Source organism: Agrobacterium bohemicum (genome assembly GCF_001562555.1).
GTDB classification, from domain to species: domain Bacteria; phylum Pseudomonadota; class Alphaproteobacteria; order Rhizobiales; family Rhizobiaceae; genus Agrobacterium; species Agrobacterium bohemicum.
Genome location: NZ_KQ961025.1, coordinates 83,420 through 97,443, shown reverse-complemented (window position 1 = coordinate 97,443; position 14,024 = coordinate 83,420). Strand labels below are relative to the sequence as shown.

Annotated in this window: 11 protein-coding genes; 2 read left to right on the top strand and 9 right to left on the bottom strand. The window is 55.9% G+C overall.

Annotated features, from left to right (window positions below):
• Positions 1–48: 48 nt before the first annotated feature.
• Positions 49–717: a metal-binding protein ZinT gene (locus ATO67_RS06155; RefSeq protein WP_067645734.1), complete on the bottom strand. Its 669-nt coding sequence runs from the start codon at positions 715–717 to the stop codon at positions 49–51.
• Positions 718–898: 181 nt separating this feature from the next.
• A complete protein-coding gene (gene dxr, locus ATO67_RS06150) occupies positions 899–2,098 on the bottom strand; it encodes a 1-deoxy-D-xylulose-5-phosphate reductoisomerase (protein WP_067645732.1) in 1,200 nt (399 codons plus the stop codon).
• 133 nt (positions 2,099–2,231) lie between these two features.
• Here dxr and ATO67_RS06145 point away from each other — a divergent pair, with 133 nt between their 5' ends.
• The gene (locus ATO67_RS06145; protein ID WP_067645730.1) at positions 2,232–2,924 is read left to right on the top strand and encodes a phosphatase PAP2 family protein; all 693 of its coding nucleotides are present in this window, start codon (positions 2,232–2,234) and stop codon (positions 2,922–2,924) included.
• 24 nt (positions 2,925–2,948) lie between these two features.
• Positions 2,949–4,181 carry an FAD-dependent oxidoreductase gene (locus ATO67_RS06140; protein WP_067645728.1) on the top strand — a complete coding sequence of 411 codons (1,233 nt, stop codon included), beginning with the start codon at positions 2,949–2,951 and terminating at the stop codon, positions 4,179–4,181.
• A gap of 6 nt (positions 4,182–4,187) precedes the next feature.
• Here ATO67_RS06140 and ATO67_RS06135 read toward each other — a convergent pair whose 3' ends face one another.
• The 7 genes from ATO67_RS06135 to ATO67_RS06105 all read right to left on the bottom strand — a co-directional run bounded on the left by ATO67_RS06135 (position 4,188) and on the right by ATO67_RS06105 (position 13,842).
• The gene (locus ATO67_RS06135) at positions 4,188–5,354 is read right to left on the bottom strand and encodes a glycosyltransferase family protein (RefSeq protein WP_067645725.1); all 1,167 of its coding nucleotides are present in this window, start codon (positions 5,352–5,354) and stop codon (positions 4,188–4,190) included.
• Positions 5,336–6,562 carry a glycosyltransferase gene (locus ATO67_RS06130; protein ID WP_067646197.1) on the bottom strand — a complete coding sequence of 409 codons (1,227 nt, stop codon included), beginning with the start codon at positions 6,560–6,562 and terminating at the stop codon, positions 5,336–5,338. Before ATO67_RS06130 ends, ATO67_RS06135 begins: the two co-directional genes overlap by 19 nt.
• A gap of 44 nt (positions 6,563–6,606) precedes the next feature.
• Positions 6,607–7,815, bottom strand: coding sequence for a glycosyltransferase family protein (locus ATO67_RS06125; RefSeq protein WP_067645724.1), 1,209 nt, complete (start codon positions 7,813–7,815; stop codon positions 6,607–6,609).
• 64 nt (positions 7,816–7,879) lie between these two features.
• Complete coding sequence (locus ATO67_RS06120; protein ID WP_067645722.1) at positions 7,880–9,055, bottom strand: ABC transporter permease; 1,176 nt, start codon at positions 9,053–9,055, stop codon at positions 7,880–7,882.
• The gene (locus ATO67_RS06115; RefSeq protein ID WP_067645720.1) at positions 9,052–10,050 is read right to left on the bottom strand and encodes an ABC transporter permease; all 999 of its coding nucleotides are present in this window, start codon (positions 10,048–10,050) and stop codon (positions 9,052–9,054) included. Before ATO67_RS06115 ends, ATO67_RS06120 begins: the two co-directional genes overlap by 4 nt.
• Before the next feature lies 1 nt (position 10,051).
• Positions 10,052–11,953, bottom strand: coding sequence for an ABC transporter substrate-binding protein (locus tag ATO67_RS06110; protein ID WP_067645719.1), 1,902 nt, complete (start codon positions 11,951–11,953; stop codon positions 10,052–10,054).
• On the bottom strand, positions 11,950–13,842 hold the full coding sequence (locus tag ATO67_RS06105; RefSeq protein ID WP_067645717.1) for an ABC transporter ATP-binding protein: 1,893 nt from the start codon (positions 13,840–13,842) through the stop codon (positions 11,950–11,952). The genes ATO67_RS06110 and ATO67_RS06105 overlap by 4 nt, the downstream gene beginning before the upstream one ends.
• Positions 13,843–14,024: the final 182 nt, after the last annotated feature.

The window sequence follows — 14,024 nt, the reverse complement described above, 5'->3', positions numbered from 1 at the left end:
TCGTTGTCGGTCGCGGCTTTTGTAAGCCGCGACCTTTTTATTGCTGCCTCAGTGTTCGAGCATTTCGTGCACGATGTCTTTCGCATCAAGCGATGCGGGATAATATGTCGGCCAGTTGCCGAGTTCCTGAAGCACCGCGCTGCGGTCATTTCCCCAAAACAGATGATAATGACCGGCTTTGGCCGGTGCGATGGTGTGGTCGCTGAACTGGATGAATTCCGGCGCAGTTGCCTCGCCACCGCTCTTCTTGAAGATGTAGCGGACCCCGCGATTGCCCTTTTTGTAGGTCAGGATTTCAAAACCATCCGACACATACTTGGCTTCCGCAGGCTTTCCATCGCGAAAGAAGGTGACGGTGTCACCATTGATCACGATGCGGTTGACGTCTGTTTTGTAGCCGGTCGCGTACTCGTCGCGGTATTCTTTCGCGCTCTTGTCGCCATGCTTCGCTTTATGCGCCATGACGGGGTCAAGCGAGCCATCAAGGAGGTAAGGATAAACGGACTGCCAGTCACCTTTCCAATCGGAAAGTGCGCGTGCTTCGATTTGGCTGTCCTTGAAATAGCCCTTGTAAATCTCCTGGGATTCTTCGGAGTGATCATGCGAGTGAGAGTGAGAATGTGCCTTGGCTGGGGCTTCGGTTCCCTGCGCAGACACTGCCATCGCCGAAAGCAAAGTGGCGCCGACAGTCAAGGCTAGGGCGTGTTTGGTGATCATTATGCGTTCCTCAATTCGTCATCGTTTCCGAAAAGTTTGTAATGTAATTACATTACAAATTGCACATAGCCGTATTCTGGAAGGCAGGCAATGCTGCATTCTCTTTAATGGGAATTTTTAACGCAGTGTTGGGCGCGCCATCGTGGAGGGCACGCGCGCATGGCAGTTTACTTATTGGGCTTCAGGCGGCTCTTTGTTTTTGAAGCACGGCTTCCCGCGCATACGCGCGGGCCTGGGTATCTGCATCAAGCACGGCTTCCATCGTCTGCGCCGACTGGCCGTGGTTCATTCGATCCATCACGGTCTCGACAATATCGGCCATGTCGAGGAAGCCGATTGCACCATCGACAAAGGCATGAAACGCGGTTTCGTCCGCTGCATTCAGGACCGCGCCCTGCGCGCCGCCGCGTTCCAGGGCCGTTCTGGCCAAACGTAAAGCAGGAAAGCGAACCTCGTCCGGTGCTTCGAAATCCAGCCTCGCTAGCTTGGTGAAATCCAGTCGCTCCACATCGATTTTTCCACGTGTCGGGTAGGTCAGAGCGTAAGCGATGGCCGTGCGCATATCGGGGCAACCCAGTTGGGCGATGACCGATCCATCCGTATAGGCTACCATCGAGTGGATGATCGATTGCGGATGAACGATGACTTCGATCTGGCTCGGTTCGAGATCGAAAAGATATTTTGCCTCGATCATTTCCAGCGCCTTGTTGAACATGGAGGCGCTGCCGATGGAAACCTTCAGACCCATCGACCAGTTGGGATGGGCGCGGGCGGTATCTGCCGTCACGCCTGCCATCTGTTCGCGGCTGAAGGTGCGAAACGGGCCACCGGATGCCGTCAGCACAATGCGCTCGACGTTTGCTTTGTTTGTCGGCTCAAGACATTGAAAAATGGCGCTGTGTTCGCTATCCACGGGGATCAGTTGGCCGCCACCTTCGGAGATGGTTCGAAGAAAGACGTCTCCAGCGGAAACGAGGCATTCCTTGTTGGCAAGCGCGATATTGGCACCGCGTCTGGCTGCGCTCAGCGTCGGTTCAAGACCGGGCGTTCCCGCAATCGCCGCCATGACCCAGTCAGCGTCCATCTCGGCTGCTTCATGCAACCCACTTCGGCCTGCTGCGACCTTGATACCGCTACCCGCCAAGGCATCCTTCAAAGCCTGATAATTGTCGTCTTCCGACGTCACCGCCAGTTTGGCGCCCAAGGCGCGTGCCTGCTCTGCCAACAAGGTGACGTTTTCCGCACCGGTCAAAGCCATGACATCGAACCGCGACCGGCCTCCAAGCTGAGCGATGACATCCAGCGTGCTCGTCCCGATGGAACCCGTTGAGCCCAGAACGGTCAGTTTTTCAGGTAAGGTTGAGCTCTGCGCGTGCGTCATATCAATCCGGTTTTTGTGAAATATGTCAGTGATGCCTCTACAAGCGAAAGACGGGCATAACAAGGAGGCTGCTCACTATTGTCTTTGCTCTGCACCGCCCGCATATTCCAGGCTGTTCACGTAGAGGAAAAGCATGCGGCGGTTTTTTGTTTCCAGCGGTTGGATTTTAGCAGCGACCTTCCTTCTGGTGCTGGTCTTCATTCCTCTCGACCCGATCATTTCACAACGCGCCCAAGCGCTTCCTGGCTCCATTGTCGGCTTCAACAAATCCATTACCGACTTCGGCACGTTTCGCTGGATGCTTTATAGTACTGGTCTTCTGGCAATTGCCGCTTATGTCGCTGCGCGTGTGCTGACCAGCTATTCCTATGCCAGTCGCATCAAAACGGCCTGGAGATTGTTGCTCTATTTCTTTTTGACCATCGGCACGGCCAGTATTCTGGTTCACCTGCTCAAGTTCGTGATTGGACGCGCCAGACCGGAATTGCTGATCGATTTGGGTGCTTACAGTCTGACGCCCTTTACGGGTGACAATCTCTACGAGAGCTTTCCTTCCGGCCATTCGGCGGCGGCAGGCTCCTTCTTTGGCGCGTTTATGATGCTGATGCCGCGGTTTCGATTCGTCTTTATTGGTCTTGCAATGGTTATCGGCGTATCGCGGGTTATTGTCGGTGCGCATTATCCCAGTGACGTGGCGGCGGGTCTGCTTCTGGGAACGTGGACTGCGATGGCCTTCGCCTTTATCTTTGCACGTTCCGAATGGCTGTTTCGTTTCGACATGAAGGGCTGGCCTTTCCCGAAAAACGTACCGTATTCCGCGTCGTGAGCAGTCAGCGATTGGGGGGTGCCAATGGAAAAAACAGACATCGCAGCAGTTCATTCCATAAAGACAAGAGTCGCAATAGCGGGTGGTGGGCCCGCGGGCATGATGCTTGGCCTGTTGTTGGCGCGCGCCAATGTGGATGTAGTAGTCATCGAAAAACATCCAGATTTTCTTCGAGACTTTCGTGGTGATACCATTCACCCATCGACGCTTGAGATCATCGAGCAACTGGGATTCATCAAGGAGTTTCTGACGCTGCCCCATACGCAGGCAGAAAAGCTCTTTGCGGAGATAGGCGATCAGAAAATAACCATCGCCGATTTTTCCTGGCTGCCGGTCAACAACCGCTTCATTGCCTTTATGCCGCAATGGGACTTTCTGAATTTCATTGCGGGAAAGGCCGGGCAATACGAGAATTTTCGCCTGTTGATGAATGCACCGGTGACGGAACTGATCCAGCAAGGAGATAAGGTCGGCGGCCTTCGTGTCGAGACACCGCAGGGGCCACTGACCATCGAAGCCGATCTGGTTGTCGGTGCTGACGGGCGAAGTTCGGTTGTGCGGGAAAAAGCTGGTTTGGAAATCCAGCGGTTTGGCGTTCCCACGGAAGTCGTCTGGATGCGGCTCTCCAAACAAGCCGGTGATCCAACACAGACCATGGGCCACGCGGGTCCTCAACAGGGTTTCGTGCTGATTGATCGTGGTGATTACTGGCAATGCGGTTACGTTGTCCGCAAGGGCGCATTCGCAGAGATGAGGACCAAGGGACTGGACACATTCCGTGACAGGGTCGCTGAAGTTTGCCCGTTGCCGCGAGAACGTTTGTCGGAAATCAGAAGTTGGGATGATGCCTATCTGTTGACGGTTCGCATCGACCGGCTGAAACAATGGTGGACGCCGGGCGTCATATGCATCGGAGATGCTGCGCATGCGATGTCGCCGATTGGCGGCGTGGGTGTCAATCTAGCCATTCAGGATGCCGTTGCGGCTGCAAATGTGCTTATCCCGGCTTTGGCATCTGGACGCGCTATCGCCGATCCTGACCTTGTTGCCATTGAAAAGCGTCGGTCTTTCCCGACAAAGGCGACACAGCGTCTGCAATTGATGATGCGCAGCCGCAATAAAAAAGATCAGTCCGATGCAAAGCGGGCAAAAGGCCCGCCAGCTTTCGTTCTTGCCATCATGCGGTTTCCCTTGCTGGCGCATCTGGCTGGCAGACTGATCGGTCTTGGCTTTCGGCGAGAAAAGCTTCGCTTTTAGGCTGGACTATCGTTCGTCATAAAGACGGCGCAATATTTTTGCGGTCCCGGCTGCTCCGTCGAGATCGAGATCGACGTTTTCAGGTGCTGGCAGTTCGAGCGCACGCTCTATCGCATCTGCCATGGATTGCGGCGATATCGCGCGCTCCTCCAGCACATGGGCCAACCCCAATCGGGCAAGACGTGAAGCCCGCTCGCCTTGTTCGGTTTCACCGCCAGCGGCGAAGGGAATGAGAAGCGAACGGCAGTTTGTCTGCAGGATGTCGCAGACCGTGTTGTAGCCCGCCTGCGAGATGGACAGTTTGGCAGCAGAAAGGAGACTGGCAAAATCCTTTCGAAAACGAAACACCGAGATGCCCTTGCCGGATTGTGCGGATATCTCATCGAAATCGGCCTGTGGCATGTTGGGTCCGGTGATGAAGCACCAGCTTTTAATGTCCTTGATCAGAGGGGCTGCTTCCAGTGTCGCACGGATGAGGGCGGCACCCACCGCTCCGCCACCGGCAGACACCACGGCGTCGAAGCGTTCGTGCGGCGGCTTTGGTTTTGAAGGGGCGACGAGGCCGGTGTAAACGATACGCTGGCTGATCTGGTCTGCCAGTGGAAATGTCTCTTCCAGCCGCGCGAAGTTTGGATCGCCATGCACGAGGACAGCGTCGAAGTGCTTTTTGACGAGCGTGATCGTTTCCTCATCGCGGCCGGGCTTGGCCCGCTCCTGCAGAATATCGCGCAGCGACGTCATCACCAGCGGACGCTCGAGACTGTGTTCTATGGCGCTTAAAAGCGGCATGAGTTCGAACCGCACCTGCCGACGACCAAACGGAAACGCTTCAATGATAACGATGTCCGGCTTTGCGCCTTGATAGGCGCCCAAAAGCATGCTGGTGCGGTTATCCTTGAAGGCATCGTTGACGGGCTGGCCGGTAGAATCCATCAGGCCAGAAAAGCTTCCGTCGCTGACGGCAATCGGTGGCAACTCGATGTGGCGGATGCCTTCACCGGGAAAGCCTGGGACGGGGGTGCCGCCAGTGACAAGCGTGACGTCGAAGCCGTCTTCCACCAGCGCGCGTGCGATCCGGCTTGCGCGGGCAATGTGGCCGATGCCGAGCAGGTGTTGCACATAGAAGAAAACGCGAGGGGCGGATGTGGCGGCTTTCAAAGGGGCTTCTCCCATTCCTGCTCAAACAGCGCTTTCAACTCCGTGATGCTGCTGCGATGGTCGAAGGATGTGCGCACCCTTTTTTCCGCTGCAAATCCAAGGCGTGCCCGAAGCTGAGGTTCAGTGATAGCGGTTTGCAGGGCTCGTGAGAAGGCGGCGGCGTCATCTGGTGCGGTCAGCAGTCCGTTTTCACCATCTGTAAAAAATTCTGGGATGCCAGAGATATGGGTTGAGACGCAGGCAAGGTTTTGGCTTGCGGCTTCCACCAGCACATTCGGCAGGCCATCGCGGTCGCCATCGCTGGTGATGCGGCAGGCAAGAGCAAACAGATCAGCCTGCCGGTAATGTTCCAGCACCTGTTTCTGGTCCATCGCGCCGGTCCAGACGATGCGGTTCGAAAGACCGAGCTCTTCTGCCAGCGGTTTCAGGTGGGGCAGTTCATCGCCGCCGCCAATATGGGTGAAATGCCAGTGCAGCGACGGTGGCAGGGTAGCGAGCGCATGCAGCAGAATGTCGATGCCTTTTTTCTTTACCGCTCGACCGACGCTCAAGATTCTGACCGGATCGTTCGGATCAGAACCGTCGCCATGTCTACGCTCTTCATCGAAATGGGGAAAACGGGTGAGATCAAGTCCGTGATAGCTCAGATGGACTTTGGATTTATCGGTGGACAGGTTTTGCAGATGTCGGAAGCCGCTGGCGGTGCAGGTTACGGCCCAGCGTGCACTATCCAGCTTGCCTGAAAGATCGCGATCACCAGACGTCCAGATATCTTTGGCGTGAGCCGAGATAGTCCAGGGAATACCGGTGATCAAATGCGTGTAGGCGGCGACCGATGCCGGTGTGTGAATGAAATGGACATGCAGCCAGCCAGCGTCTCCGGGCCATTCATGCGCCAGAACGGCAGCCTGCCCGAAGCGACGAAAGCGGTTGCGGCTGAGATCATGACGCAGGTCCGAGGCAAAACAACGCAAGGCCTTGTCGAAACCTGGCTTGTTGCGACAAGCCCACAGTGCTTTCAGCACCCGCAGCGGTTCCTCATGCAGATATTCCGGCAGGTAGGTCACCCTGGCGCGGATTTCATCATGAACCGGGTGGCGCTTCTTGTCAGTCGGGCGGCGCATGGACACCAGCTCAAGCTCAAGCCCCGCTTTTTCCAGGCCAAGAAGTTCCTGTGCGATAAAAGTTTCTGAAAGGCGCGGATATCCTTTCAGAAGAACCATAATTTTCTTTTTGACGATCACGATATCCGCGTCTCTTTCTGAAGTCAGGCGCTGGGGCTAACGGCCTTGACGGTATCGTCAGGTTGAAGCCATTCGGCAATTCGCTTGGAAAGGTTTTCCAGCCCGTCAAGCTTGAGGTTTCTGCCATTGGCGGATGGCGGCGCGCGGTTCAGCAGGTCTTTGAGTGCCTGCGCCATCTTCTTTGGATCTTCGGCATCCTCGGGCAAGAGCATGTCGAACAGGCCGAGTTCCGATGCGCGGCTGGCACGGATCAATTGTTCTTCCCGCGGGACGATGCGTGGCACGATCAGTGCGGGCTTGTCGAAGGATAGTATCTCGCAGACCGTGTTGTAGCCACCCATGGACACGACAGCCTTGGCGCCGGCGACGATATCTTCCATGCGATTATCGAATTCGATGATCTCGATGTAGGGAATATCGGAGGTATTCTGCATGAAGCGAAGGCGCTGTTCTCCTGGCATATAAGGACCAAGAACGATCAGAGCCTTGTGTGTCAGTTCCGGATCGGCCTTGTAGGCATTGATGACATCGTCGATCAACTCGCTGCCATCGCCACCGCCGCCGGTCGTAACCAGAATATAGTCGCCTTCCGTGCGATGGGACGTGCTTTCAGACTGGGTCTTCGACCGTTGCAGGAAGCCGACGAAATCCATCTTGTCGCGTACCTTGGGTGGCACATCCAGACCGATCAGCGGATCGTGGAAATCAGGCGGGCCATAGACCCAGACGTGGTCGTAATAACGCTCGATCTTCTTGAGAATGTCGTTTCTCTTCCATTCCGCTTCCAGCAATTGCGGTGAATCCATCACGTCGCGCAAGCCGATAACTAGCTTTGTGCCTTTGGCTTTGAGGTAGGTCAGCGTTTCCTCGACCTCGCCGCGCAGGCCCATGGGTTCCTTGTCGACGATGAAGATGTCGGGCTGGAAGCTCTCGGCGGTATGATAGATGATCGACCGGCGCATTTTCAGGGTTTCCTGAAGATCGATATGCTGGTCGAGCGAGGTATATTCGCCGTTTCGCAGCTTGATGACGCTTGGGATTTTCACGAAATCCACGCGCGCGCGGTAGTCGAACGCACCGGCAATCGTCGCACCTGAAATGATCAGGACGTTGAGCCCGCGATAATCTTCAACCAGGGCATGGGCAATGGTACGGCAACGCCGTAGATGGCCAAGCCCGAAAGAATCGTGGCTGTACATGAGGATGCGGGCGTCGTTCAGACGGGTGCTCAAAGGGGGTACCTCTCGTCCAGGCTTGGGCTCGTCGTAGATCGATATGTCACTGGACAGTCCGTTGTTATTTAAAAGGGTCTGCCGCATCACGTAGTCCATCGCCGAAGAAATTAAAGGCCAGGATGACGAGTACCACGGGTACCGTCGGCAAAAGAAGCCATGGATAAAGGGCTATCACGCTCACGCTTCTCGCTTCCGTGAGCAGAATGCCCCAACTTGTGATCGGCGGGCGAAGGCCAAGGCCCAAGAAACTAAGTGCCGTTTCGCCCAATATCATACCTGGTATTGTCAGCGTGGCAGACGCAATCAGATGCGACATGAACCCCGGAATGAGATGGCGCCCAATGATGCGCGGTGTACTGGCGCCCATCAATTGCGCGGCCAGCACATAGTCCTCTTCGCGCAGGGCCAGAAGTTTGGAGCGCACTGCGCGCGCAAGCCCAGTCCAGTCCAGAAGGCCCAAAATGATGGTGATGCCGAGATAGACGAGGATCGGGCTCCATGTCACCGGCATGATGGCTGCAAGTGCCAGCCAGAGCGGAATACTGGGGATCGATTGCAGCACTTCGATGATACGCTGGACGATCAGATCGAACACGCCGCCGCGGTAGCCGGCAAGACCACCGATCACGATGCCGAGAACGAAGCTCATTGCCACACCAAGCAGGCCGATGGTCAGCGAAATGCGCGCGCCGTAAATGATACGTGACAGGACGTCGCGGCCGAGACGGTCTGTTCCCAGTAGATACATCTGCCCGCCTTCAGCTGGGCACACCAGATGGACGTTGCTGTCAAACAGACCCCAGAACCGGTAGCCGTCCCCCCGGCAGAAGAAACGCAGCTTCTGCACATCCGTCGGCACGTCGCTATAAATGCGCTTCAGATTGTCCATATCGAGGCTCATGGCTCGCCCGTAGACGAAAGGACCGACGAATTCGCCATCGTGAAACAGGTGAATGGATTGCGGCGGTGTATAGATGCTTTCGACATTGCGCGTGTGCAGATTATAGGGCGCCAAAAACTCGCATATGACGATCGACAGATAGACGAACAGCAGAAAGGCCCCGGAATAGAGCGCAAGCTTGTGCTGCTTGAACTGCCACCACATCAGCTTGAATTGCGACGCCTTGTTGAATGCGGCCATCCCAGAGGTCGTCGGTTCGATCAGATTGGGGTCGAACGGCGCCGTCGATACATAATGCAGCAATGGTGCGCCAGGTTCGGGAAGAGAGGTGGTCATTTGATGTTACCGCCTCCAAAGCGAATGCGTGGGTCGAGGATGGCAAGTGCAATATCCGATACCAGCACACCGATGACTGTCAGGAAGGCTAGGAACATCAGGAAAGACCCAGCCAAATACATGTCCTGGCTTTGCAAGGCGCGGATCAGCATGGGGCCGGTCGTTTCCAGTGACAGAACCACGGCAGTGATTTCCGCACCGGAAATGATGGCAGGCAGGATGGAGCCAATGTCTGAAATGAAAAAGTTCAATGCCATGCGCAGCGGATATTTCGTCAGCACCTTGAAGGGATGAAGGCCCTTGGCGCGAGCGGTGACGACATATTGTTTTTGAAGCTCGTCCAGCAGGTTGGCGCGCAATCTGCGTATCATACCGGCAGTGCCGCCGGTGCCGATGATGAGGACGGGTATCCAAAGATGTTCCAGGATCGACTTCATCTTGTCCCAGCTCATCGGCTGGTTGAGGTATTCGCGGTCCATGAGGTGACCGATGGACGTTCCGAACCAGATATTGGCGAAATACATCAGGATGAGCGCCAGCATGAAGTTGGGAATGGCGATGCCCAGAAGCCCCACAAACGTCAGTCCATAATCGCCCCAGCTGTACTTATGCGTGGCGGAATAGATGCCGATAGGAAAAGCGATCAGCCAGGTGACGATGATGGTGACAAAAGACACGAGAATTGTCAGCCAGAGGCGGTCGCCGACCACCTCGTTGACGGGAAGCTGATACTCGAAGGAATAACCGAAATCGCCCACCAGCATGCCGGATGCCCAACGAAGATATCGGATGGGCGCAGGCTGGTCGAAGCCATAACGGGCGCGCAATTCTTCGATCTCCGCCATATTGGCGGTTTCGCCCATGGCGCGCATCTCGGAGACATAGCTTTCGAAATAGTCGCCGGGCGGCAATTCGATGATTGTAAAGACCAGCATCGAAATCAGAATGAGTGTCGGGATCATCACGAGCAGACGCCCTAGAATATATCTGAGCATGTCATGCGTCTCCGTCGTACCAGAACGCGTCTGGCATATAGACACCGAGATAGGAAGTCGGCTCAAAACCATAGAGCGCTTTTTCCGGGACGTTGCGCATCTTCGTCACATGCACGATGGGCTGAAGTGCGCTGTTGACGATGCCGATGGAAAAGACTTGCTGCGAATAGAGCGTCAGCATGTCCAGCCAGATATGGCGCCGCTCCTCTTCGGTTATGCTCAGGCGCCACTTCTTCAAAAGGGCAAGAAGCTGGGCAGCCTCTGGCAAGTCAGGTTCCTTACCTTCGCGCCCCCCCGACAGATAGTGAACGCCCCAGACGGGCCATTGAAGCTGATCATCGCCGGTTGGGGCGAGCCCGGCAGGCAGCATATCGGGCGTCGGCACGGCGTTATCCATGCCGAACCATACCGACATCAGCACCTCGCCACCCATGGCCCGCTTGCGAAACACATCGCGCTGGGTGGGCCTGCTGGAAAGGGATATACCGATTTTTCGCCAATGATCGGTGACCAGTTCCAGCACGTCCGTTTCCAGCGTGCTTTCACCCGCGGTTTCGACGATGATGTGGGCGGGGCGGCCATCTGGAAGCAGTCGAACGCCCTTGTCATTTCGGTTTGTCAGTCCCAGTTCATCCAGCAGCGCATTTGCCAAGGCGGGGTTGAAGTCGGCCCAGGCTTTAGCGAATTCGGGACGGAAAAGCGTGCTTTCCGGCAAAACCGTATCGGCGCTTTCCTTTGCCAATCCGTAAAAACAGACCATGTTGATTTCATGCCTGTCGATGGCGAGCGACAAGGCACGGCGCATCCGCACATCGCGGAACAGGTTGCGCCAGACATCATCACCACAATTCAGGTTCGGTAAAAGACAGACACGCGAGCCCTGGCTACGTTTCCAAAGGTTCACCTTGATCGGATAGCGGTCTTCGGCGTCTCGCAGGAACGTGTAGTCGTTGAAATCCAGACCCATGAATTGCAGGTCGCTGTCGCCGGAAGCCGTCTTTGCGGCAATGATTTCCGATGACGTCACATTGAGCAGGAACCGGTCGAGATACGGCAACTGCAGGCCATTTTCATCGACGCGGTGATAGTAGGGATTACGCTCGAAAATGAACTGTTCAGACGGCGGTGACGTGATGTTGCGCCACGCATCCAGCGTCGGGAGATCGGGATTTTCCGGGCGCACCTGCCGTGACATCTTCACATGCAGATTGCTCCAGTCTTCCACCTTGTTCTTCTTCATCAACTTGGCAAGATTTTCTGGCGTCTGATATTTCGCATGGAACTGCTTCATATAGGCAGCGGGCAGACACAAGCGTGCAGGCGAGGCACCGGCGAGCTTGGCCAGAAAGTCCGGGTTCGGCCCTTCCCAGGAATAACGCACGGTCAGACGGTCGATGACCTCCACCTTTGGCGGCTTTTCATAAACCAGCAACTCGATGGGTGGTCCACCCTTGTGGATTTCGCGATTGAGCGCCACTTCTTCCCAGAAATAACGAAAGTCTTCGGTGGTGAAGTCGCTACCGTCAGACCATTTGTGGCCGTCGCGCAGTTTCAGCGTAAAGACGCGCTCCTCATCGACCGTGTAGCTTTCCAGAATATCTGGCTGAAAATTGAAGCTCTCGTCATAGCCGACCAGCCGCGCGTAGCTGTTGATCGGCATCAGTCGAATATCCCGCTGCCCGCCAATCAGCATGCGGACGGAGCCGCCATGCTTGCCAGGCTCTCGACCCAGGTTCTTCATGTTCATAACACGAGGGTTCTTGGGCAGCCGTTGATCGACCGGCGGCAGCTCGCCTTTTTCGCGCTTTTCCTTGAAGAAGTCGGAATCGCTATAGGCTGCGAATGCTTTCCATGGTGCAAAGACCGAGGCGAGGAGGGCGAGTGTGGTTCGGCGGGTAATCACGAGCGTAGCTCCGCAATGTCGACATTCCCATTGGCAAGCACAAGATGGCCGTCGCCGAGATCGGCTGTAATCAACCCACCATCATCGCTGTCGCGAAACTGCTTACCCCAGTCGAATTTACCCGTGGCGCTTATCTTGGCGATGGTGCTGAAATCGAGTGGTCTGTCGAGGTCGGGGAACGGCACGGCGGCCAGCAGCGATTTGGTATATGGATGAACCGGATTTCGCATCAGCGCTTCACGCGGTGCAAGCTCCACGATTTTGCCCTCGCACATCACCGCAACGCGGTCCGCCATATAATCCACCACAGCCAGATTGTGCGAAATAAACAGGTAGGTCAGGCCCAGGTCTTTTTGCAGATCCTTAAGCAGATTGAGAATTTGCGCCTGCACCGAAACGTCGAGCGCCGATACCGGCTCGTCGCAAATCAGCAGTTCCGGCCCCAAAGTCAGCGCTCTGGCGATACCGATGCGCTGACGCTGGCCACCCGAAAAACTGTGCGGGTAACGATTGAGCGCGCTTTCTCCAAGACCGATCGCCTTGAGGAGATTGCGGACTTTTTCCGCGCGGTATCTGGCATCGCCGCGACCGTGAATTTCGAGCGGTTCGCTGAGGATATTGCTGATCGTCATGCGCGGAGACAGCGACGAGATAGGGTCTTGAAACACCATCTGTATCTTTGTGCGCAATTCGCGCAGATCGTCGTCCTTTGCACTCAAAACGTCGATATCGCCGGTGCGGCTGTGGAAGGTAATGGAGCCTTCATCAGGTCTCACGGCGCGCATGAGGATTTTGCTGACAGTGGTCTTGCCGCTGCCGCTTTCGCCAACAAGGCCGAGACATTCGCCGCGACGGATTTCGAAACTGACACCATCGACCGCCTTGGTGGTGGTGGCCTTTCCAGCGGTAAACCAGCTCGATTTTCGGGTCGTGAACGTCTTGCCGATGTTGTCGACTGTGAGAAGGACGCCCTGCGTTTTATCGACACTCGCCGTTTTCTTGCCGATCAGGCTTTCCTTGTCGATGACGACGTCGCGCAGTGCCTTCAGCCGTTCGCCGGGCTTCATGTCGAAATGCGGGACCGCCGCCATCAGACCTTTAAGATAAGGATGCGACGGCGCCCGGAAAATCTCATCGACCGGTCCGGATTCCATGATCTCGCCCTGATAGATCACGGCGACTTCATCGGCGATATTGGCGACGACGCCAAGGTCGTGGGTGATCAGCAGCATCCCCATGTTGAGGCGGCTTTGCAGATCGCGCAGCAGCTTGAGAATTTGTGCTTGGATCGTTACGTCGAGAGCCGTCGTCGGCTCATCGGCGATCAAAAGTGCGGGACGGCAGATAAGCGCCATGGCAATCATCGCGCGCTGCCGCATGCCGCCGGAAAGCTCGAAGGGGTACATATTGCAAATCTTGGGCGGATTTGAAAAGCCGACGAGATCGAGTGTTTCTTCGAGCTTTTCCTGCCGTTCCCTAGGCGTCAGTACGGAGTGAATCCGCAAGGCTTCATCGATCTGGTTTCCGACGGTGTGCAGCGGCGAAAACGAGGTCATCGGCTCCTGGAAGATCAGGCCGACGCGGTTGCCTCTGATTGCCCGCATGGGCTTGCCGTCCTGCTCCAGCCGCAAAAGATCAACCGGTTCGGCCAGCGCACGCTGCGGATCGGAAAACAGGACGCGCCCCTTGACGCTTGCCGTGCGCGGCTGAATGCCCATGATGGTCTGGCCAATGACGGATTTTCCAGAGCCGGATTCGCCGACAAGTGCCGTAACTTTGCCCGGCAAAATGCGCAGGCTGGCATTTCTGACGGCATCGATTTTTCCGCCCATCAGAGAAAACGATACTTGCAAATTTTCGATGCGAAGCAGATCGGCGCCTGAAGTCATGCCAAGGGTGTCCTCACCGTTTTTTTTATTTTGCCTGCGGCAGTTACTTCGGGGCCATAAAAGATACGTTATCGCAGGCCTTAACATCTGTCTATGCTCCTGAAACAATGAAAATTTCAGGAAGTTCCGAATAAACCGGGCTTGCGGAAAAACATCTATTTCGAAGATATGTCTGAGTGATG